The sequence below is a fragment of the Pseudomonas sp. Bc-h genome (assembly GCF_002080045.1).
Classification (GTDB): Bacteria; Pseudomonadota; Gammaproteobacteria; order Pseudomonadales; family Pseudomonadaceae; genus Aquipseudomonas.
Genome location: NZ_MUIN01000019.1, coordinates 1 through 22,168, shown reverse-complemented (window position 1 = coordinate 22,168; position 22,168 = coordinate 1). Strand labels below are relative to the sequence as shown.

Genomic DNA, 22,168 nt, shown 5'->3' with positions numbered 1-22,168 from the left:
ACGCGCCTGTAGCACTCCGGCTTGCCGGCGGTCGCGTACGAAAGATCGCTACCGCCGGCAAGGCGGAGCGCTACAGGTTCGATGTTCGCCGTTGCTGTTGCTGTTGCCGTTGATCTAGATCTTCGTACGCAATAGTCCAGACGACGCCCATCGCGACTTGGGTGCAGGCTGAACGCAGGTGGCGTGTAGTGGGCCGAGCGGCATGGATGCCGCGAGAGCGCTGCCAGGACATGGATGTCCGTTCAGCGCGGGCACACGGAGCGTCGCCGGAGTGAAGGTACGCTGACGAAGGAAGCGCCAAACCAGGAGCAAGGACACTTGGTGACTTGGTGGTGGTGCGGCATTCCGATTTTCAAGTAACTCGCCGAAGGCGAAACAGGTCTGGTGTTAGCCAGTCCCCAGCAAGCTACATTTATTGATGCTCGAGCGCATTCACCAGATCGCGAAACGCCTCGCGATTGGAATCGTTCAACCCCATCAGAATCTTGTGCGCTTCCAGGACCTTGGCCTTGACCACATCCTCGCACTGATCCTGCGAAGGCAGATCGCACAGCGACTCAGGCCGCGGGATCGGACGACCCACAATGTTGAACACCTGATCGAAGCCCATCGACTGCAACAGGCGCGTGATGTCTTCGTGGGTGGTCACGACAGTGGGCAGCAAGCCCGCTTTCTGCCGCGACAAAATGGACAACTTGGCCAGAAGACCAAGCGTTGTGCTGTCAATGCTGCGGGTCTCGGTCAGATCGATCACCACGGTCGAAAAATTCATCGAGGTGAAGATCCGCTCAATCGTCGCATCCAACGCCGAGCAAAGAGTCAGGCGCACTTCACCCACGAACTTCAGGACGAAGGTGCCATCTTGCTCGGCAAACTGGATTCTACCGGTACTCATTAAAGGTTCCTGCTCAACACTAACAAGGCGATATCATCCGGCATCTCCCCGAGTGTGGCCAATCCAAACTTACGACGCAGACCATCCAGGCTGCCGCCAGCCGACTTCACCAATTCAGGCAAGTTGGCTTCTTTCTCTTTGAGTGTATCACCTGGCAAAAGGTCCAGAATGCCATCAGACAGCAGAGTCAGACTAAAGGACTCCGGCAGATCCAGCACGTGGTCCGTATACGTCGCCTCGTTGAACAATCCTACCGGCAGACCGCGCCCTTCGAGATAACGGGTTTCGGTCGGCGTATACAGCACTGGCAACGGCAAATGGCCGCCGACGCTGTAGGTCAATTGCCCTGTTTCCTCGTCGATCACCCCGCCCACCATCGTCACGTGTTTGCCCAGCTTGCAGCTGATCAGACCCCGGTTGATGTGGCCGAGGACATCCGACGGCTTGAATTTCGGCAAGTTACCGCCGCGTTTGGACTCGAACAGCAAACGCGTGGTCATGAACTTCAACAGCACGGTGATGAATGCCGACGAGGCGCCATGCCCCGACACATCGGCCAAGTAGAACGCGACACGCCGTTCATCGACCCGAAAATAATCCACGAAGTCGCCAGACAGATACAGCGACGGGATGATCTCGTGTTCGAATTCGAACGCGTCGATGGCCCAGGGGCTGGTCGGCAGCATGTTCATCTGCACCTGACGACCGGCGTCCTGGTCCTCCTGCAGCAGATGCAGGCTGGCCTCGAGTTCGCGGTTGGCGGTCTCGAGTTTCTGACGGTACAGCTTGTTTTCCTGAAGCAGGCGCGCCCGATCCAGCGCCCGTCGCACCGAGTGCTCAAGCACTGCAAGGTCTTCCAGGGGCTTGATCAGGTAATCCGCCGCCCCCAGGCGCAACGCCTCGACGGCATCGCTCATGACGCCTGCGCCGGACACCACGATCACCGGGGTTTCCGGGGCGAGAGTGGTCACCTGACGAATCAGCTCAAGGCCGCCCACCTGTGGCATGCGCAAGTCGCAGATCACAAGATCGGGCTTTTTTTGCTCGAAGGTCTGTAGACCCTGCAAACCGTTGCTGGCTTGCAGGACGCTGAACCCACTGTCTTCCAAGTAGGCCGCGAGACTCGCGCGCACTACTTCGTCGTCATCGATAATCAGCAGCGTGGCACTGGTTTTTTGCATGTGGGCAAACGGCGCCAGATTAGGTTGGCGTACGCGGTCGGATTCTGTCGGACCGCCTACTGGATTCGCTTCTAGCCTCTCTGGATCCCGCGAGCGGACTTTTGGTCAAACGCTGCACTTTTCAGAGGTGCCCTTCAAGGCGCAGACGGTACTCCCATCCGCCGGGCGTTTCAAGCTCGCTCCAGCGGTCGGCTAACGTCTTTACATCGCAAATCGCCGGGAGTTATAAGAACCCTGAAATCAGCAACGAAAACGAAGGACGCGCCCATGGGCCAGATTGATCGCGACTATGCAGAGAAACGAGATTACATCCGCATGCGTGTCGATGCGGACGTCAGCCTGATCTACGCGGGTCAGATCATCCCTGCGGTCTGCGTGGATTTATCCAGCTCAGGCATGCAGATACAGGCCCCGCGCTCCTTCAAGGTCGGGGACAGGATCAGCGTGCGAATCGAATCGGAACATGCTGCGCTCAAGGGCCTGGAAGCCGACACCGAAGTGGTGTGGATCGCTGACATCGACGGCAGTGAACAGAAGCTGGGGCTCACTATTCTCACCATGAAGTGATGGCACTTCGGAAGCAGTTCACAATTTCAAAAATTCGCGAAAAGAAAAAGGCGACCCGAAAGTCGCCTTTTTTGCATCTTCAACGTGTCGGTGCGATCAGAAATCGTCGACGACCTTGCCATCCTTGACCTTGAACTCCCGGTTCTGAAGGTAAGCGTTACGAATGAAGATGTACTTGTCGCCATTGATCAGCTTCTCGGCCGACAGCAGGCTTGCGCGGGTATCTACCACGCTAACGCCAAACGCCGTGTTACGGGTCGGTACGTGGTCGATGTAGCGGTACGGTTGGGTGTAGGTGTCAGGGTACTTGGCGAACGCGTCACGCACCGTGCTCGGACCCAGCAGCGGGATCATCACGAACGGACCGCTTGCCACGCCCCAGTGGCCGAGGGTCTGGCCGAAATCTTCGTCGTTGCGTTGCAGGCCCATTTTGGTGCCGACGTCGAAGAAACCGAAAAGACCGAAGGTAGTGTTGAGGATCAGGCGAGCGGTGTCGACGCCAGCGGCCTCAGGCTTGGCCTGCAGAACATCGTTGGCGAAGTTGGTGACTTCCCCGATGTTCTTGAACATGTTGTGGATGCCGTCTTCAAGAAACTGCGGTGTGATGAACTCATAGCCCTGAGCGATTGGCTTCAGCGCGTAAGTATCGACGGTGTCGTTGAAGCGAAAAATAGCGCGGTTTACGCCTTCCCATGGATCTTCGTCAGCGGCTTGAGCAGCCATTGGCACCAAGGCCAGACCTGCCCAGAAACACGTTCGAGCCAGACGATTGATAAAGCCTGCACCGGTCACGGGCATAGCTGAGACTCCCAGTCAAAGTGATGAAGCGGGCGCTACGCCCCCAAACCAAAGGCTGGGAGTATAAAGCCTTCCGCGAGGATTTACGTCTCGAATGCCGAAGGAATTCTTCACCCCTTTAAACATTCGCTGACAATGTCACGCTTCGGTCATCGCACTGTCATGCAAATCACTTAGCGTCATTGGCATTTGAGAGGGAATTTCATGCTCGCCCCCGTTGCCGTGCCCGCCCCGTCGTTTACCGCCGTGCTCTTCGGTCTGAGCGGTTGTCTGGTTGATTTCGGCGCGCAAGCCCGCACGTTACGCAGCGGCGATGGCAACGCTCTCCAGTCTCAAGATGCCCAGTCCTTCGCGATCCCAACCCCCGGCGCGCTCGCCGCGCTGAACAACCTCAGGCAACAAGGCATCCCTTGCGCCTGGATCGAAGAACATCCCGCGCACATCGCCGAACAGCTGGCGGCTCCGCTGCAAGGCCTGATACAGCCCACACCCAGCCCGAACAACCACTGGCCAGCGCCGGACGCATGCTGGCAAGCGTTGATGACGCTCAATGCCGCCCAGCTCGACGGCTGCGTGTTGGTCAGCGGCGATCCTCGTTTGCTCATGGCGGGGCTCAATGCCGGATTGTGGACAGTGGGCCTCGCCTCCTGCGGGCCGCTGTGCGGTTTGTCGCCGGCGAAGTGGGAGGCGCTGAGCGACCTTGAGCGTGAACGCCTTCGCGGCCGCGCAACCCTTGAGTTGTACGCCTGCGGTGCGCACTCGGTGATCGATCATCTGGGCGAGTTGGAGTCGTGCCTTGCCGACATCAGCCTACGCCGACTCAAGGCTGAAAAACCCTGATACCGGTTTGCATGCAAGGTAACGCGGACTGGATTAGTCTTAGCGACAAAGGACCTTTGCTCACCCAGCGCGGTCCATGCTGAGACTATCAATGAAGGGAGCACCCTATGCCCGCCCGCGAACTGCAAGAACAACTCGATACCCTGCGCGAGCAACTGGAGCAGAACCCGCCGCTGACTGAACAAGAACGCGCTGATCTGCACACTCTGATGGCACAGATCGAAGCAGAGATCGCCGTCGAAACCGCGACATCGGACAACAACCTGGCCGATGGCGTCAACCTGGCCGTCGAGCGTTTCGAAGTCGATCATCCGACGATAGCGGGCACCTTGCGCAATATCGTTCAGACCCTGGGCAATATCGGGATTTGAAACACCCCTGCGCCGAAAACTGAAAAGCCCGTCGTCATGACGGGCTTTTGCGTTTCTGCAGCCATTGCGGTGCTTACATCAAGATGGGGCTGCTACAGGCTTTCAACCTTCTCGCCGCTTCACTGCCGCGCGAGACGCCCGTTCTCAAGCGTCAGCTTCTCGGTACTGCGGTACGGGTTGATGTCCAGCCCGCCGCGACGCACGTAACGCGCATACACCGTCAGTTTTTCCGGTTTCAGCAGACGCTGCAGGTCCATGAAGATCCGTTCCACGCATTGCTCGTGGAAGTCCGAATGCTGGCGAAAGCTGACGATGTACGCCAGGAAACTCGCGTGATCCAGCGCCGCACCGCGATATGCTACGGCGACGCTGCCCCAGTCGGGCTGGCTGGTCACCGGGCAGTTGGATTTGAGCAAATGGCTGTGCAGCGCCTCCTCCACCACGCGCGACTCGTCGCAACGCAGCAGTTCCGGCTGCGGGCGGTCGTAACTGTTGACCGTCACGTCCAGATCATCGACGCATACGCCCGGCACCGGCACGATGCCCTCGGCTTCGATGTCTTTCAGCGAACGAATACGCACGCCCACCGGTTTGCCGGCAGCGGCCGACAGATCTTTCTCAAGCGTCGCCACCACCTCGACCTGAGAGGCGAATGGCGTCTGGTTCAGCGAGTTGAGGTACAGCTTGAACGACTTTGACTCGATAATGTTCGGCGAATCCGCCGGAATGCAGAACTCGCCGATGGCCACCACCGGCTTGCCCGATGGCAGCAGCCAGGACAATTCGTAGCAATTCCAGAAATCGACACCCCGATACGGCAGCGTCTCGGCCGTCAGCCCCAGCTCAGCCCACTTGGCAGTGCGCGGAATCGGGAACAGCAGGGACGGCGTGTAGGTGGAGATGTATTCACTGGACTTGCCCAGCGGCGAGTGTTCGGCTGCGGGATGCATGGCGGGACCTGAACCTGAAAGCGGATGTAGAAAGGCTGATGTGAAAATCCTGACCGCCGAGTTTATAGGTTTTGTCCCGCGCTTTCAGCGATTACTGGGCAATCGCGATTTTTCCGACCATCCCCGCCTGATAGTGGCCGGGAATATTGCAGGCGAATTCCAGATCCGTGGCCTTCGTAAAGGTCCAGGTCAACTCCGCGGTCTTGCCCGGCTCGACCAGCACACTGTTGGGGTCGTCGTGCTTCATGCTGCCGTGATCCATGCCGGCCATGTCATGCTTCATGCCCGTCGACGTGAGCATGCCGCTGGCGACCATTTTCAGCATTTCCTGCTGATGCGCCGCGTGCATGGCGGCGTCACCAAGGTTGAACTCATGCAGCAACTGGCCTTTGTTGACCAGTACGAAATGCACGGTTTCGCCTTCCTTGACGGTCAGAGACTTGGGTTCAAAGTACATATCGCCCAGCGTCAGCTCGACCGTTCGGCTCGCCTGATCGGCTTTGGCCGGGTGCCCGAAATCGAAGTGTTCGCCAGGGGACGCCTGAGACGACAGACTCACAGCCAGCAGCAGGGCAGCAGCGATTGAACGAACGAACATGTAAGGCTCCAGTCAGCGACAATTGATGACCTTAAGGTAGGCTCCGGCGACTGGCAATCAGCTGACCGTAAGATTACAACTTTGTAAGCTTGGTCCCTGCCCGCCCCGCTCGCGCTATAAAGCGCCCTGCCAAGCTTCATTACCAGCCAAGAGCCCTTCATGAAATTACTGATCGTCGAAGATCAAGCGAAAACCGGCCAATACCTGCGCCAGGGCCTGAACGAAGCCGGCTTCAATACCGAATTGGTGGCGGACGGCTCGACCGGCCAGCATCTGGCGCTGACCGGCGATTACGCGCTGTTGATTCTGGACGTCATGCTGCCCGGCCGCGATGGCTGGCAGATTCTCCAGGCGGTTCGCGGCGCAGGGCTGGACACCCCGGTGTTGTTTTTAACCGCACGCGACGCCGTGGAGGATCGCGTGCGCGGCCTGGAGCTGGGCGCCGACGATTATCTGGTCAAGCCCTTCGCATTCTCCGAACTGCTGGCCCGGGTGCGCAGCCTGTTGCGTCGGGGCAGCAGCGCCAGTCAGGAAACCCATCTGCAATTGGCCGACCTGCGCCTGGACCTGTTGCGCCGCCGGGTAGAGCGCAGCGGCCAGCGCATCGACCTGACCGCCAAGGAGTTCGCGCTGCTGGAACTGATGCTGCACCGCCAGGGCGAGGTACTGCCCAAATCGCTGATCGCCTCGCAGGTGTGGGACATGAATTTCGACAGCGACACCAATGTGATCGAGGTCGCCATTCGCCGCCTGCGCCTGAAAGTCGATGACGACTACCCCAACAAGCTGATCCACACCGTGCGCGGCATGGGTTATGTCCTCGAAGAGCGCAGCCTCTGATGTTCAAACGTATTTCCCTGGGCAGCCGCCTGGCGTTGCTGTTCGCCGCCTGCACCGCAGTGGTCTCGCTCACCGCCGGGGTGCTGTTCAATCGCGCCAGCGAAGGCCACTTCATGGAGCTGGATCAGCAGTTGCTCGACAGCAAATTGCCGACTCTGCGAGAAGTATTGCGGGATGTGTCGAGCGCCGATCAACTGGCCCCACGCAGGCGGGCTTTGCAGGAAGAGCTCGCTCACTCCCCGGATCTGGCCTTGCAGGTTCGCGGCACCGATGGCGCCCTGTGGTTCGACTCGCTTTCGCCTTCAGTGGCTCAAACCGGCGTGCATGCCGGCCTGCATACCCTGACCGACAACGGCGTGTCCTACCGCTCCTACACCGTCGCCCTACGACCGGAACAGCAAGACTCGCCGCAGCTGACTTTGTTGCTGGACATCACTCACCATCAGCACTTTCTGGAGCGCATGCAGCATCTGATCTGGCTGACGGTCGGGCTTTCGGCGTTGGCCACCGCGCTGCTGGGCGCCTGGGCTGCGCGCAGCGGCTTACGTCCGCTGCGCCAGATGACTGAAATTGCCGCCAGCGTGTCCGCCAGTTCGCTGACCACTCGCCTGCCACAAACCGAGATGCCGTCCGAACTGGCCGAACTGGGCCAGGCGTTCAACGCAATGCTCGGCCGACTGGACGACGCCTTTCAGCGCCTGTCCGCGTTTTCCGCCGACATCGCCCATGAACTGCGCACGCCGCTGTCGAATCTGCTGACCCACACCCAGGTCACCCTTACCCGCCCCCGGGCTCTGGAGGAATACCGCGAAGCACTGCTGGGCAATCTGGAGGAACTGCAATGGATGGCGCAGATGGTCAACGACATGTTGTATCTGGCCAAGGCCGAGCATGGGCTGCTGAACCCGAATCGTGAACGGCTGCAGTTGGCGGAAGAAGCTGACGCGCTGCTGGAGTTTTTCCTGCCTTTGGCGGAGGAAGCTCGGGTGCAGTTGAGTCGTGACGGAGAAGCGACCCTGGCAGGCGACCGACATATGATGCGCCGCGCCCTGTCGAACCTTCTGGACAATGCCCTGCGCTTTACCCCGGTCGAGGGTCAGGTGCGGGTGCGACTGAAATCGGCGGCCGGCCGCGCGCTGATCAGCATTGAAAACACCGGCCAGACAATCCCGGCCAATGTTCTGCCCCGACTGTTTGATCGTTTCTACCGAGCAGACCCGGCGCGCCATGAAGGCAGCAGCGAACACGCGGGATTGGGGCTGGCGATTACTCAGTCGATCATCAAGGCCCATGGCGGGACGATTCGGTGTGAGTCGGGGAAAGGAGTGACGCAGTTTTTGATCGAGTTACCGGTGTGAAGGAAGCACCCCCTGTAGCAGTCCGGCCTGCCGGCGGTGGCGAACTTGAAAACGCCACCGCCGGCAAGCCGGACTGCTCGGGGATTACGGGACTTCAGATATGAAAGCGATCACTCGTACCGCAACGCATGCGCCGGCTGGATCTGTGCCGCGCGGTACGCCGGGTAGATCGTCGCCAGGAAACTGAGAATGAACCCGGCGCTGCAGATCAGCGCCACGTCACTGCCTTCCAGGTGCGACGGCAGGTTGCTGATGAAGTAAACATCTGACGTGAAGATGTGCTGGCCGGTGACGCGCTCGACCCAGCCCACCAACTGGCTGACGTTGATCGCCGCGATCACACCCAGCACGCCGCCGATGATGGTGCCAACCACCCCGATCACCGTGCCCTGCACCATGAAGATGGTCATGATCTGCCGAGGCGTGGCGCCGATGGTGCGCAGGATCGCGATGTCGGCGCCCTTGTCGTTCACCACCATGATCAACGTGGCGATGATGTTGAATGCAGCAACCGCCACGATCATCAGCAACAACAGCCCGATCATGGTCTTTTCCATCTTCATCGCGCTGAACAGGCTGCCCTGCGTGTGGGTCCAGTCGTCGGCCTTGTAGTCCGCGCCCAGGCCACCGGCGATGGCGGTGGACACCTGTGGCGCGGCGTACAGGTCAGTCAGGGCCAGACGCACACCCTGCACCTGATTCGGCTGCCAGCGCTGAATAACTGCGGCATCGGCGACGTTGACCAGCGCCATGGAGCCGTCCAGCTCCGCGCCGACCTTGAACACGCCGACCACGGTCAGGCGTTGCAGGCGCGGCGTGATGCCGCCGGGGGCGTTGCTGATTTCCGGGACGATCAGGGTGATCTTGTCGCCGACATTCAGACGAAAGCGCCGCGCCGTGATTTCACCGATGACCACGCCGAACTCGCCTGGCTTCAAGTCCTGCAGACGGCCCTGCACGATGTGCTGAGTGACGATGGAGACTTTGGATTCCAGGGCCGGATCGACACCGTTGATCTCGATCGGCTGCATCGAACCCTTGTACGACAGCATGCCGTCCATTTGCGTGAACGGCACGGCAGCGGTGACTTGCGGGTTCTTCATGGCGGCGTCGGCGGCCGGTTTCCAGTCGTCCAGCGGCTTGACCCCGTCGATCACCGCGTGGGGGACCATGCCGAGAATGCGCGAACTCATTTCCTGCTGGAAGCCGTTCATCACGGACAGCACCACGATCATCGCCAGGACGCCCAGCGCCAGCCCGATCATCGAGGTCATCGAAATGAACGAGATGAAGTGGTTGCGTCGCTTGGCCCGGGTGTATCGCGTGCCGATAAAGATGGATAACGGTCTGAACATTCGTGGAGCACCGTAGCTAAAAACAGCTAAAAGTAAAAAAACCCAACAACCCGGCGAACGGGTGTCGGGTCGATTGCATCACGCCTCGACCAGACGGCCTTCTTCCAGACGCCACACGCGATCCATCTGACGGGCCAGGGCCATGTCGTGGGTCACCACCAGAAACGCGGTGCGCGACGAGGTGCTGAGTTCCAGCATCAGGTCCTGAATGCCTTGCGCGGTATGCGAATCGAGGTTGCCGGTGGGCTCGTCGAGCATCACCAGACCCGGCTGGTTGACCAGCGCACGGGCAATCGCCACACGCTGACGTTCGCCACCGGACAACTCCGAAGGTTTGTGCGCCAGGCGGTGCTTGAGCCCTACGCGCTCCAGCAGCGCCGTCGCGCGCTGACGAGCTTCCGGGATCGGCGTCTTGCCGATCAGCAAGGGCATGCAGACGTTTTCCAGCGCAGTGAACTCGGGCAGCAAGTGGTGAAACTGGTAAACGAAGCCCAGTGCCCGGTTGCGCAGCAGACCACGAGCCTTTTCGTTGAGCGCGGACAGCTCTTCACCGGCCAGCCAGACGCTGCCCTCGGTCGGGGTATCCAGGCCGCCGAGCAGGTTGAGCAAGGTACTTTTGCCCGAACCCGAACTGCCGACGATCGCCACGCGCTCACCCGGGTGCAACTCCAGTTGCAGGCCCGACAGGACCACTACCGATTCCGGGCCTTCCTCGTAGGATTTGCCCAGGTTGCGGCAACTCAGTACAGCTTTATCACTCATGCCCGACTCACTCATAACGTAGCGCCTCCGCCGGCTGGGTGCGCGCGGCACGCCAGGCGGGATACAGGGTGGCGAGGAAACTCAGGACCAGCGCCGCACCGCACACCAGCAGCACGTCTTCGGTCATCAATTGCGAAGGCAGATAGTCGATGAAGTAGACATCCGCGTTGAGAAACTTGTGGCCGATCAGGCCTTCCAGCGCCGAAATTGCCGAGCTGACGTTGAGCGCGGCGAGGATGCCGACGCCCGCGCCGACCAGCGTGCCGACCACGCCGATCACCGTGCCCTGAACCATGAAGATGCGCATGATCTGGCCAGGCGTCGCACCCAGAGTGCGCAGGATCGCGATGTCGCCGCGCTTGTCGTTGACCACCATCACCAGCGTGGAAATGATGTTGAACGCCGCCACCGCCACGATCAGCAACAGCAGCAGGCCGATGATGGATTTCTCCATGCCGATGGCCTGATACAGGTTGCCGTGGGTACGGGTCCAGTCGCGGGAATAGTATTGGTGCTCACCCAGGTTCTGGGCGATTTCGTAGGCCGTACGCGGCGCCTTGAACAGGTCGGTGAACTTCAGGCGCAAGCCTTGCACCTGGTCAGGCTTCCAGCGGTGCAGACGGGCCAGATCCTGCAAGTTGGTCACGCCAAGATAGCCATCCAGCTCGCCAGCGCCGACATGGAAAATGCCAACCACGGTGAAGCGTTTCATGCGCGGGAACATGCCGGCGGGCGTGACCGTCACTTCAGGCGAAACGAAGGTCACCTTGTCGCCGATCCCCACCCCAAGCTTGGCCGCAGCCTTGTCACCGATGACCACGCCAAAGCCGCCTGACACCAGATCGTCAAGTCGGCCCTGTTTCATGAAGCCGTCAATAATCGAAACTTTGCGTTCCTGAACCGGGTCGATGGCATTGAGCAGAATCTTCTGCACGTTGCCGTTGTTGGTCAGCAAACCTTGCATCTGGGTAAACGGCGCGACCGCCTCAACCTGCGGGTTCTGTTTGACCTTGGCGGCCAGGTTTTGCCAGTCGTTGATCGGCTCACCGGATTCGATGGTCGCGTGCGGGACCATGCCGAGCACGCGGGTTCGCATCTCGTGATCGAAGCCGTTCATGACCGATAACACGACTATCATCACCACTACGCCAAGGGCGAGACCGATCATCGACGTCAGGGAAATGAAGGAGACAAAATGATTACGGCGCTTTGCACGGGTATAACGCGTGCCGATAAATACAAAAAGAGGTCTGAACATGTAGGGGCTTGTTCGGAGGAATGGGAACGTCCTTGTGGCGGGCCTTGATCTGCGGCTTTACACTCGAATCGCTGATTGACGACTCTGAGCAATCACTCTGACAACCGCTGCTACCATGGGTTCGCCATGCCGACACTAGATGAAGAAGAACGCCGCGAATACTACCGTATCGAGGACAGCGTCGCACTGGAAATTCAACGCATTCCAGCCTCCGGCACGGTCGACGATCACGCCCATCACGACAGCTCGACCCTCTTCGATCTGCTGAGCGAACTGCATGTCGCCGAGTTCGAATCACAGCATCTGCTGCGCCAGCTGGACGATCGCGACCGCACCACCAACAGCTTTCTGCGAGCCATGAGCAAGCGCATCGACCTGCTGGGTCAGGTGGTGGCGCAGACCGTGCTCGGCAGGCTGGGGGCCCCGCAAAAGGTGATCATGTCCGAGGGAGGCCTGCAATTCGAATCCCATCAGCCGTTCCCGGTGGACAGCCTGTTGTCAGTGAAAATGGTGCTGATGCCCCAGGCTTCCGGAATGATGCTGAAGGCCAAAGTCACCCAGTGCCATTCGCGGACCATCGGCGATTTCGAGGTGGGTACCGAGTGGATCGACCTCACCGACGCCCAGCGCCAACTGCTCGCCCGACACATCTTGCAACGACAAGCCGCGCAACGCCGGCTGGCCCGTGAGCAAAACGACCCCGATCCGAAATGAACCGATTACAGCCTTAACGCGCATCCACAAGGAGCATTTGTGACCTTAATTTACGGCCACCGCGGCGCCAAGGGCGAAGCACCGGAAAACACCCTGACCAGCTTTCAGGAATGCCTCAAACACGGGGTCAAGCGTTGCGAACTGGACCTGCATTTGTCCCGCGACGGCGAACTGATAGTCATCCACGACCCGACCCTCAAGCGCACCACTGACCGACGAGGCAAGGTGGTCGAGCACGACGCCGCCGACCTCGTGACCTACGACGCGCGCAAGGGCGGCCCGGGCTGGATTCAGCCGTGTCCGGTTCCGCGCCTGGAAGAATTGTTCGAAAAATGTGCCTTCGATCACTGGCAGCTGGAAGTCAAAAGCGCGTCACGCACCCGAGCGGCAACGACTGTGCTGGCGATTCGTGAAATGGCCCAGCGTCATGGCCTGCTGGACAAGGTCACCATTACCTCGAGTTCGCGGGAAGTATTGCGCGCAGCGCTGGAGCTGACCCCGGATCTTTCCCGAGGACTGGTGGCGGAATACGCCTGGCTTGACCCGCTGAAGGTCGCGGTGGGTTATGGCTGCGAGATTCTGGCGCTGAACTGGACGCTGTGCACGCCGGAACGCCTTAAGAAAGCCCAGGCACTGGGGCTGCATGTGTCGGTGTGGACAGTCAACGAGCCCGCGCTGATGCGCAGACTCGCCGACTTCGGCGTTGACAGCCTGATTACAGACTTTCCCGGTTTGGCCACTGCCACGCTCGAGAGTTACTGAAATCGGTCTCCCCGGCCGGCTCAGGCCACCGGCCGGAGCCGCTCAAAAAAGCCGGTTGAGGCCGTCGTATGCCGCTACCCGATAGGCTTCGGCCATGGTCGGGTAGTTGAACGTAGTGTTGACGAAATACTTGAGACTGTTTGCCTCGCCCGGCTGATTCATGATCGCCTGGCCGATGTGCACGATCTCCGACGCCTGGTCGCCGAAGCAATGCACGCCGAGGATCTGCAGGGTTTCGCGGTGGAACAGGATCTTCAGCATGCCCACCGGCTCGTTGGAGATCTGCGCGCGCGCCATGCTCTTGAAGAACGCCTTGCCCACTTCGTACGGTACTTTGGCTATCGTCAGGTCGTGCTCGTTCTGGCCGATCGAGCTGATTTCCGGAATGGTGTAGATGCCGGTCGGCACGTCGTTGACGAAGCGCCAGGCGCCGTTGTCCACCGCGCTGCCCGATGCCGAACGGCCCTGGTCGTAGGCGGCACTGGCCAAGCTCGGCCAGCCGATCACGTCACCGGCGCCATAAATGTTTGGCTTGCTGGTGCGATACGCCTCGTCGACTTCGATCTGACCGCGACCGTTGGCCTTGATGCCGACGTTCTCCAGACCCAATTTGTCGGTGTTGCCTGTACGCCCGTTACACCACAGCAGCGCGTCGGCTTTCACCTTTTTGCCCGACTTGAGGTGCAGCACGACGCCGTTTTCCAGGCCTTCGACACGCTCGTATTCTTCGTTGTGGCGCACCATCACGTTGTTGTTGCTGAAGTGATAGCTCAAGCCCTGGGAGATTTCCGAGTCGAGGAAGCTCAGCAACTGATCGCGGTTGTCGATCAGCTCGATGTCCACACCCAGACCGCTGAAGATCGATGCGTATTCGCAGCCGATCACGCCAGCGCCGTAGATGATCAGTTTGCGCGGGGTGTGGTTGAGACTGAGGATGGTGTCGCTGTCGTAGATACGCTTGTGGGAAAAGTCGATATCAGCTGGGCGATAAGGACGCGAACCGGTCGCGATGATGATCTGGTTGGCGACCAGTTTTTCCATGACACCGCTGTTGCACACTACATCGATGGTGCGCTCGTCGGCGAAACTGCCAGTGCCGAAGAACACGTCGACGCGATTGCGTGCGTAGTAGCCGGTGCGCGAAGCCACTTGCTTGTTGATGACTTTCTCGGCGTTTTTCAGCACGTCCGGGAACGAAAACCAGCGCGGCTCGCCAATGGCCCGGAACATCGGGTTGGTGTTGAACTGGATGATCTGCTTGACCGAGTGACGCAACGCCTTGGACGGGATCGTGCCCAGGTGAGTGCAGTTACCGCCGACCTGCCGACGGCTGTCGACCATGGCTACCTTGCGCCCAGCCTTGGCGGCGTTCATCGCCGCGCCTTCTCCAGCTGGGCCGGAACCCAGTACCACTACGTCGTAGTTGTAGACAGCCATGCGTACTCCTTAGAACAGGCCGAGGCGCCACTCTGGCGTCTCTGGCTAACTCACGCCGCGCCGGCGGCATGAAGACTCGAAACTCGCGGCGCAGTCTAATCGTCCCGCGTCGCGGCGAACATTAACCCTTGGTCGCGTCGTAGGCCAATTTTGTCTGCGCCACAGGGCGCTCGGCAGGCCAGAAACAGCCGCCCGAACGCCGAATTGCTGCGGATGATAAATCCCTTGGCGTTACGAATCATAAAAAAGCTGCGAAATTTGTGGTTTTTTCCCCAAGCCAGCCTTTTATGGCACGCGATGGCCTCATTCGTTCGCAGAACCCCATCAGACGCAAAGTGTCTTACCCTTGTGCGGGATTTTCAGAAAAGGGCTTGATCATGCGACACCGCTTCATTCACTGGATGCTGTTACTGGGTGTGTTGTGCAGCCCGCTGGCCTTGGCATCCCAGGCCGACCTGCTGAAAAAAGCCGACTTCCCTCCCCGGCTCGACGGGCAGTCGCCGGTGCTGGAACGCAAGAATCAGGCGATCCTCACCTATTTGTGGACCGACGTTTACGCCGCAGCTTTCTACGCCGAACCCTCGGTAAGCGCCAAACAGGCCGTGTTCACGCAGACACCCCAGAAGCTGGAGCTATATTACTTCCGGGAAATCGATCGCGAAGACGTGATCAAGGCCGCGAACGCCACCCTGGAACGCCAGCAGACCAAAGAAACACTGGCTCGCCTGCGCTCCGAGCTGGACCGCCTGCACAAGAGCTTCCAGAACATCCAGCCCGGCGACCGCTACGACCTGAGCTGGGACAGGACCGATGGCCTGAACCTGACACACAACAGCAAGGTGATCTTCGCCAGCCCCGATCCGGAGCTGGCGAAAGTGTACTTCGCGATCTGGCTGGCCCCGGACGGTTTGTCCGGGGACTTGCGCGAGGCCTTGCTGAAATAGATCAAAGCGCGGGCCGAGCGGCCCCTACTTTCAAGCGAGGCTTAGAAACAACCGCTGTGCGACGTCCTTGCCGATGTAGCTGCGGTAAATGCTGACCACTTCCTTGTCATCTTTGGCAGCCTTCAACTGCGCCTTGTAGCCAATGAAGCGTTGCTCGGGCAGTTTCAGATGAGCCGCTGTGAATGCGTCGGCTGCTGCCGCTTCGCTGGCGTAGTGAAAATGCGCCCACCACAGCACGCGCTGGTGCTTGTCGCGGATCACGTACTCCTGGAGGAAATCATTGCGCTTGCGTCCCGACAAATTCTTTCGACCCTCGAAACGAGCGATGTCCACTTCGTGCTCGCTCGCCAGGTAGCTCAGCCGCGCCGCAGTGGGAGGTTGCGCCTTGATCATGAAAACCCGAAGCGTGCGGCCTTCATCGACAAGTCGCGAAGCGGACGCTCGCAAGTCATCAATCAGCGTTTGAATGACGCTCGCCGTGTCAACCAGATGACTGGGGCCGGCAGTATGAACTGCGAGCTTTTCGGCCAGGGCCGTCAACTTCTCTGCCTTTTGCACCAGGATGTCCTCCATATCAGCGGGCTCGTTCGCCCGCCTGGACTGCCGATGGGCAATATCGATGTCCGGCTCCACTCGTTCCAGCGCGGCAGTGGCCTGACGCTTCAACTCGGCCAGCGCCTCGACCTTCGCGCGCCCTTCTGGCGGGGAGAAACGCACAACCTCGACGTACTCCCCGTCTTCATGGGAGTGATAGGTACCAACTACGTTTTCAGTCATTGCCTGCATGACCTCGACAACTGCGCCGGGAAGGTCCTCCTCACCCTCGCGCAGGCGACCCACGAGCATGCGATGCCCACGGGTCTTGATCACGCGCTTGCGGGGTTGCCTGATTCTGGGCACGTACTCGTGAGGCTGCTCTTCTGGCGCGGCGCTCTCACGAATCAAGTCAGACAACCGTTTTTGCGCATGTCCGGATATCCACCGGAACTCATCAAAAAAGCGCTGGAATTGTTCGGCATTGAGCATGTGCGGCATGCTTTCCTGCGCGCATATCGCGATCAATTCGGCCCTTTCGTATTCTCGCAGCGAACTCTCGAGCACCCCGATCTGCTCGGCCAAGGTGTAATCGTTGGGTTTTTCAAGCTCGGCCTGGGAACTGAATGCGGCATGCAGCCCTTCGTCGATGCGTAATGACTTGAGCTCTCTGAGACTTGCCCCCGACAGAATTTCATCCCTGGAAAAACTCAGCTCCAGCAGCGACCACATGCGTGTAATGCGCCAGTCCAGAAAGGTGAACAGATTGGCTCGTTGCGTCTCCAACACCTCCTGAACCCAGAATTGCCTGCCAAACTTGGGCACACTTCTAAGCTGCTGCCAGTAACCGCCTCTTACGCTCGACCAATGCACACCCCGGCTCTGCAGCCCTTCTAGATCCTCGAACAGTTTCAGATAGGCGTCGAGGTTCTGCGGCGTGACCACATCCCCGGACTCCACCTTCAAGCGAGCCATTTGTGTGCTTGCCAGATGAACCACCTTCGAGAGCAAGACACCCTCAAGAAACGCCACACGCTGGCTCACATCCTGTAGGTCAGTGGCTAGCGTTTTCTCACTCGCTCGATCAACCGGACGCAGCGCTGACTGGAGCTGCTGCTTCTCTTTCAGAATTTCGACCAACTCGTTCAAATCCGTCTCCGCGAGCTCGACGAGATCAGCAGGTATCTGCGCGGAGGCCGCCCGGATCGCCTGATCCCAGGTCGAAAATCGCTTATAGACCGCTTTCTTCTGGCGATCGAGAACCGCATCGCGTTCTGTGACGCGCTTGAACGTCGCCGCGTTTTCCAGCGCCATTTGCCGGACATTGCGCTTGGGGCCGCCGCCGCGAAGTTTAAGCGAGAGGTCCAGCGCCCACCCCTGATCGGTTCGCAGCAGACGAGGCCCACTCGAAAGCTGATCCTGCGGATCAACGATGTGAACCTCGCCCTCGCTGAAACCGACTTCGTAGGTTCCGCTGTCCAACTGCACATACCAATGCTGATCGACCTGGTGCAACCCCTCCTTTCCGGGCTCTGCAGAAGGCTCACTCAACAAGGGCTCGGGCAGCACTTTCAGACGCTCAAGGTCCTGCCGCTGCGCTTCGGTCAGGCGATGACTGGAACTGGACCAGGAAAAATCCAGCTGCGCAGACGCTTCGGCACTGCCCGGCGCGATGAGCGGCTCCGACTGTTCGGCCAACAGCGGATCCGGATCAGCAACAGAGGGAGATGGCAGTCGTTGCGAAGGTCGCACCGGTGTCGGTCGAGCAGGAAATCCCTGATGCAGGAGAATCATCGAGATGGTGAGCAACAACCCGTTCCACGCCTCGAGCCCCTCGTGGTCGGCCTTGCGGCTCTGAGCCACGAGTACCCGATCCACCGCCCCCATCAACTGCACCAGCCACAGCGCAGCCCCTACGCCCCCTGAAAGAAACGGCATCACGGTATCCAGCGCCAACCAGCCGCCACGCTGAAACATTGCCCAGCGGCTTTCGGCATTGGAGACCGACTCCTGGTCTGCAAGGTCCGCCAAGGCCCGGGCATTGGCATTGAACAGCACCGTCATGACATCGCCCTGAACCGTCGCTTTAACCAGTTGCGCAGGCGCGGGCCGTTCGATTGCAGCGAAATCCGACCCTAGACCAAAACGGTTGATATGGGGCTGCTGGAAGCCGCCGTTTGCGTAACGATCACGCCCGCGCTCGGTCATCCACGTCAGCACGTCATCCTGCACTTCGCCTGGGCGAACGATGGCATCGCGCAGCGTTGACCAACTGGCAAATTCGGTCAGAGGCACCGGTGCGAACGGCCGGTACAACACAAGGAGGCCGGCCGTTGAATCCGCGCTACCGATCACGAACATGTTCTGCACCACATCCGCGGTTGCTCCGGGGCGCGCGGCCCACGCCAATGGGTGCAACACGACGCCCTCAGAATGGCTGCTCTCCAGCAGCGAGCAGACGATCCGATACCCCGCTTGAGTCAGCCCACCCTGGCCGCGAATCTTTTGCTCCAGTGCCTTTAGGGGTAACTGCACCTTAAGCTGTTCGGCAAACAGAGCCCGACGCCGCATCACTTGCGCCGCATCGGTAATCAGGTAGCGCCGCACCAGCGCAGGATAGGTACGTCCGATATCCACTCGAGTCACGAGTTGCTGCAGATAATCCGGGGTGAACCAGGCCGGCAAAGGACCTCCATCGCGCAGGGAAAGGGTCCGTGTGCCGTTCGGCAGACTTGAAAGATTCCCCAGGGCAAAGTTGGCAACCGTCATCTGGATGTGCTCGACGCTGCCCGTGGCGATGATCTGTCCGGTGGAGGGCACCGGTGATGCCACGACTTTCGCAACGTGTACAGTCACGTCATCCAGGCTCAGATGCGTCGCTTGCGGATGATCTTCACGCAATCCCTCCTGCAGCACCCTTCTCGCATATTCGACGATAGGTGGCAGATCGTCGTCCCAGGAATGTCCGGCAGCACGTGCAGCGGTCACGGCCAATGCGGCAATCCGACGGCTGTAATCGAGGCGGTCGCTGGAAGGCGCGCAGGTCAGCCAGTCCGGTAGTTGGTCCTGACGTGAGATCGGCAAGCCACCGGTTGTCGCAAGCCGGTTGTCCAGAAGCGGGGTGATGTCAGTGACCTTCGCCAGATAGCGCTCGATGTCGTCGAAATCATCAAACCCCATCGCACCTGCGTCTTGGATCAGCGGTAACTGGGCTTGCAGCGCGTTCAAGGCTTTGCGCTCGGATTGCGCACGGATCTCGTCCGGTGAAGCACTTTCCTCCCCCTGCACTGCAACCGGGTTCTGCAGCTCGAAGGCCTTCGCCAACGCCTGCCACGCTGTTGCGCCGCCTACGCCTGGGCTATCCCAAAACTTCACCATCGCTTGCATGAATCTGGCGGGGAGCCCAAGGGAAACGCTGTCAATCAAGATGGCCAGTTGTTCGGCATCGACATCGAACGTTACCAGCGTCGACGCAGACGGATCGGCCACCAGAAGGCTGCGCCCCTTGCTGGGGCGTAATGTTTTGCCAGTGGCGAAGTTCTCGCGCAGAGCGCCAAAGAGCGTTTCGGTCGCTGGATCAGCGGCATCGGCGGCCTCAGTGACGACTGCAATTTCAGGATTTATCCGTACGCCTGGCAATAGCGTTTCAAGTGACGTCCGAAGCTCGTCAAGAGCAAGCGCTGACAACACCGGGCGGCGGGAAAATGTGTCGATAACGTCGTACTTCGCATTCATTGTGGTTTTAACTCGCGATTGATGAGGTCCCAATCCGGATACGTGCCGGTTTCGGGCAATTGCTGGCGAGTAAAAGGCAGATCGAATGGCTAGGTGGCATAAACAAATATTGCGATCACAACTGCCCAGCAGGTGAACGACGACACTCGACACCGGTCTTCTGATTGCTATCCGCCACTTTTACACATATCGTTACAAATCTGTGCTGAGCGGGGCCAAGCTCGAACGGCGCAGGAGAGGACGCATAAATACAACGGATCCCCCAGCTAGACAGCCTAAGTGAGTAATTCCAAATGGCCTCGAACACAGGCAAAGGCAAGGCGATTTTTCGCGTTGTCAGCGGCAACTTCCTTGAAATGTTTGACTTCATGGTCTATGGCTTCTACGCCACGGCCATCGCTAAAACCTTCTTCCCTGCCGACAGTGAATTCGCATCGCTGATGCTTTCGCTGGCGACCTTCGGCGCCGGCTTCCTCATGCGCCCACTGGGGGCAATCTTCCTCGGCGCCTACATCGACCACCACGGCCGGAAAAAGGGCCTGATCATCACCCTCGCCATGATGGCCATGGGGACGATCCTGATCGCCTGCGTGCCGGGTTACGCGACCTTGGGTGTCGCCGCACCGCTGCTGGTGCTGATCGGCCGTCTGTTGCAAGGCTTCTCGGCTGGCGTTGAACTGGGCGGCGTTTCGGTCTATCTGGCTGAGATTTCGACCCCGGGCCGCAAAGGTTTCTTCGTCAGCTGGCAGTCAGCCAGTCAACAGGCCGCCGTGGTCTTCGCCGGTTTGCTGGGCGTCGGCCTGAACCACTGGCTGAGCCCGGAAGAAATGGGCCAATGGGGCTGGCGCGTGCCGTTCCTGGTCGGCTGCATGATCGTGCCGGCGATCTTCGTCATTCGTCGCTCTCTGGAAGAAACCCCTGAGTTCGAAGCCCGCGCGCGCAAGCACCGTCCAACCATGGGCGAAGTCATGAAGTCGATCGGGGCAAACTTCGGCCTGGTGATCGCAGGTATGGCGCTGGTGGTCATGACCACTGTGTCGTTCTACCTGATCACCGCGTATACGCCGACTTTCGGCAAAAACGAACTGCATCTGTCTGACCTGGACAGCCTGCTGGTAACGGTGTGCGTAGGTATTTCCAACTTCATCTGGCTGCCGGTGATGGGCGCGGTTTCCGACAAGATCGGTCGCAAGCCGCTGCTGTTGGCGGCAACCATTCTTGCCATCGTGACTGCCTACCCTGCCCTGTCCTGGCTGACGTCCAATCCGAGTTTCGCCAACCTGTTGATGGTCGAGCTGTGGCTGTCGTTCCTGTACGGTTCGTACAACGGTGCGATGGTGGTGTCGTTGACCGAGATCATGCCGGTTGAGGTTCGTACGACCGGTTTCTCCCTGGCGTATAGCCTGGCGACTGCGACCTTCGGTGGTTTCACTCCGGCGGCCTGTACTTATCTGATCCATGTGCTGGATAACAAGGCAGCACCGGGCATCTGGCTGAGCGGCGCTGCGGTTCTGGGTCTGATCGCGACGCTGGTGCTGTTCCGCAAAGGCGGTCAGGCGCAGATGGCAGCTGTAGCCGGTTAATCGTTCAACGCTTCTCGCTTCAGAAACACAGGAAACGCCCCGACATTGTTCGGGGCGTTTTTTTTTATCCGTTATTGCGGATGCTGAGTTGAGTTCTGGCTAACCTCAGTCGCGATTTGTGTCGCATTAACCGCCGTGCACTTAGAAGCAAGACCAAGAGCCAACGCAATCCTCCCTTGCGAACCGATCCCAATCCCAATCCCAATTCCCCAATCGCGATCCTGCCCCTGCCCCCGCCCCTGCTCCTGCTCCTGCTCCTGCTCCTGCTCCTGCTCCTGCTCCTGCTCCTGCTCCTGCTCCTGCTTTTAAGTGCGAGCAAGTTCAGACACCACAAATCGCGACTTGGGTGCAGGCTGAACGCAGGCGTCGCGCAGTGGGCCGAGCGGCATGGATGCCGCGAGAGCCGCCCCCCGCCATTCAAGTAACTCGCCGAAGGCGAAACAGGTCTGGCGTTAGCCAGAGCCCTATCAGCCGCGCCGCGATTACGTGGCGTATCCAGATTTCCAGCTGTACACAGACCCCTGTTTGAGCTGCTGGAGCTGTGCGACAGCCGCGGTAGCAGTGGGTCAGTAGACAACTTCATAGCTGACCCACCGCTTCGCTGCCGTCGTGACCTCCGGCGTCTCCCACAGGAATTGCGTCAAGACGGACAGCTGTGTTCGCTGTTGATCTTGATCTTGATCTTG

19 protein-coding genes are annotated in these 22,168 nt (G+C 59.7%); 9 read left to right on the top strand and 10 right to left on the bottom strand.

Annotated elements, in window-relative coordinates; translation table 11 throughout:
* Window positions 1–412: 412 nt before the first annotated feature.
* On the bottom strand, window positions 413–895 hold the full coding sequence (gene rssC / locus BWR59_RS30955; RefSeq protein ID WP_081569474.1) for an anti-sigma factor antagonist RssC: 483 nt from the start codon (window positions 893–895) through the stop codon (window positions 413–415).
* Window positions 895–2,076, bottom strand: a complete 1,182-nt coding sequence (gene rssB, locus BWR59_RS30950; protein WP_081569473.1) for a two-component system response regulator RssB — start codon at window positions 2,074–2,076, stop codon at window positions 895–897. Before rssB ends, rssC begins: the two co-directional genes overlap by 1 nt.
* Before the next feature lie 267 nt (window positions 2,077–2,343).
* On the opposite strand from rssB, the gene BWR59_RS30945 reads away from it, so the two are divergent.
* Window positions 2,344–2,643, top strand: a complete 300-nt coding sequence (locus BWR59_RS30945) for a PilZ domain-containing protein (RefSeq protein WP_081569472.1) — start codon at window positions 2,344–2,346, stop codon at window positions 2,641–2,643.
* Between the two features lie 96 nt (window positions 2,644–2,739).
* Here the strand turns inward: BWR59_RS30945 and BWR59_RS30940 are convergent, their stop codons facing one another.
* Window positions 2,740–3,441: a VacJ family lipoprotein gene (locus BWR59_RS30940; RefSeq protein ID WP_081569471.1), complete on the bottom strand. Its 702-nt coding sequence runs from the start codon at window positions 3,439–3,441 to the stop codon at window positions 2,740–2,742.
* 204 nt (window positions 3,442–3,645) lie between these two features.
* Between BWR59_RS30940 and BWR59_RS30935 the strand changes: the two genes are divergently transcribed.
* Both BWR59_RS30935 and BWR59_RS30930 read left to right on the top strand, forming a co-directional pair.
* Window positions 3,646–4,281 carry a phosphatase gene (locus BWR59_RS30935; RefSeq protein WP_081569470.1) on the top strand — a complete coding sequence of 212 codons (636 nt, stop codon included), beginning with the start codon at window positions 3,646–3,648 and terminating at the stop codon, window positions 4,279–4,281.
* A gap of 107 nt (window positions 4,282–4,388) precedes the next feature.
* Entirely contained in the window at window positions 4,389–4,652 is a 264-nt protein-coding gene (locus BWR59_RS30930) for a DUF4404 family protein (protein ID WP_081569469.1), read from the top strand.
* 119 nt (window positions 4,653–4,771) lie between these two features.
* On the opposite strand, the gene queF is transcribed toward BWR59_RS30930, so the two are convergent.
* Complete coding sequence (queF, locus tag BWR59_RS30925) at window positions 4,772–5,602, bottom strand: NADPH-dependent 7-cyano-7-deazaguanine reductase QueF (protein ID WP_081569468.1); 831 nt, start codon at window positions 5,600–5,602, stop codon at window positions 4,772–4,774.
* Between the two features lie 91 nt (window positions 5,603–5,693).
* A complete protein-coding gene (locus BWR59_RS30920) occupies window positions 5,694–6,200 on the bottom strand; it encodes a cupredoxin family protein (protein WP_081569467.1) in 507 nt (168 codons plus the stop codon).
* A gap of 159 nt (window positions 6,201–6,359) precedes the next feature.
* On the opposite strand from BWR59_RS30920, the gene BWR59_RS30915 reads away from it, so the two are divergent.
* Window positions 6,360–7,040: a heavy metal response regulator transcription factor gene (locus BWR59_RS30915; RefSeq protein ID WP_081569466.1), complete on the top strand. Its 681-nt coding sequence runs from the start codon at window positions 6,360–6,362 to the stop codon at window positions 7,038–7,040.
* Window positions 7,040–8,398, top strand: coding sequence for a heavy metal sensor histidine kinase (locus tag BWR59_RS30910; protein ID WP_081569465.1), 1,359 nt, complete (start codon window positions 7,040–7,042; stop codon window positions 8,396–8,398). Before BWR59_RS30915 ends, BWR59_RS30910 begins: the two co-directional genes overlap by 1 nt.
* A gap of 110 nt (window positions 8,399–8,508) precedes the next feature.
* Here the strand turns inward: BWR59_RS30910 and BWR59_RS30905 are convergent, their stop codons facing one another.
* The 3 genes from BWR59_RS30905 to BWR59_RS30895 all read right to left on the bottom strand — a co-directional run bounded on the left by BWR59_RS30905 (window position 8,509) and on the right by BWR59_RS30895 (window position 11,773).
* Complete coding sequence (locus BWR59_RS30905; protein ID WP_081569464.1) at window positions 8,509–9,753, bottom strand: lipoprotein-releasing ABC transporter permease subunit; 1,245 nt, start codon at window positions 9,751–9,753, stop codon at window positions 8,509–8,511.
* 78 nt (window positions 9,754–9,831) lie between these two features.
* Window positions 9,832–10,515, bottom strand: a complete 684-nt coding sequence (gene lolD / locus BWR59_RS30900) for a lipoprotein-releasing ABC transporter ATP-binding protein LolD (protein ID WP_167362020.1) — start codon at window positions 10,513–10,515, stop codon at window positions 9,832–9,834.
* Window positions 10,516–10,522: 7 nt separating this feature from the next.
* On the bottom strand, window positions 10,523–11,773 hold the full coding sequence (locus BWR59_RS30895) for a lipoprotein-releasing ABC transporter permease subunit (protein ID WP_081569463.1): 1,251 nt from the start codon (window positions 11,771–11,773) through the stop codon (window positions 10,523–10,525).
* A 126-nt stretch (window positions 11,774–11,899) separates the two neighbouring features.
* Between BWR59_RS30895 and BWR59_RS30890 the strand changes: the two genes are divergently transcribed.
* Window positions 11,900–12,487 carry a PilZ domain-containing protein gene (locus BWR59_RS30890; RefSeq protein WP_081569499.1) on the top strand — a complete coding sequence of 196 codons (588 nt, stop codon included), beginning with the start codon at window positions 11,900–11,902 and terminating at the stop codon, window positions 12,485–12,487.
* A gap of 39 nt (window positions 12,488–12,526) precedes the next feature.
* Entirely contained in the window at window positions 12,527–13,249 is a 723-nt protein-coding gene (locus tag BWR59_RS30885; protein WP_081569462.1) for a glycerophosphodiester phosphodiesterase, read from the top strand.
* A gap of 42 nt (window positions 13,250–13,291) precedes the next feature.
* Here the strand turns inward: BWR59_RS30885 and sthA are convergent, their stop codons facing one another.
* Window positions 13,292–14,686, bottom strand: a complete 1,395-nt coding sequence (sthA, locus tag BWR59_RS30880) for a Si-specific NAD(P)(+) transhydrogenase (protein ID WP_081569461.1) — start codon at window positions 14,684–14,686, stop codon at window positions 13,292–13,294.
* 377 nt (window positions 14,687–15,063) lie between these two features.
* Here sthA and BWR59_RS30875 point away from each other — a divergent pair, with 377 nt between their 5' ends.
* Window positions 15,064–15,630, top strand: coding sequence for a chalcone isomerase family protein (locus BWR59_RS30875; RefSeq protein ID WP_081569498.1), 567 nt, complete (start codon window positions 15,064–15,066; stop codon window positions 15,628–15,630).
* Window positions 15,631–15,660: 30 nt separating this feature from the next.
* Here BWR59_RS30875 and BWR59_RS30870 read toward each other — a convergent pair whose 3' ends face one another.
* Complete coding sequence (locus BWR59_RS30870; RefSeq protein WP_143490994.1) at window positions 15,661–19,899, bottom strand: DUF6543 domain-containing protein; 4,239 nt, start codon at window positions 19,897–19,899, stop codon at window positions 15,661–15,663.
* 293 nt (window positions 19,900–20,192) lie between these two features.
* On the opposite strand from BWR59_RS30870, the gene BWR59_RS30865 reads away from it, so the two are divergent.
* A complete protein-coding gene (locus tag BWR59_RS30865) occupies window positions 20,193–21,482 on the top strand; it encodes an MFS transporter (protein ID WP_081569459.1) in 1,290 nt (429 codons plus the stop codon).
* Window positions 21,483–22,168: the final 686 nt, after the last annotated feature.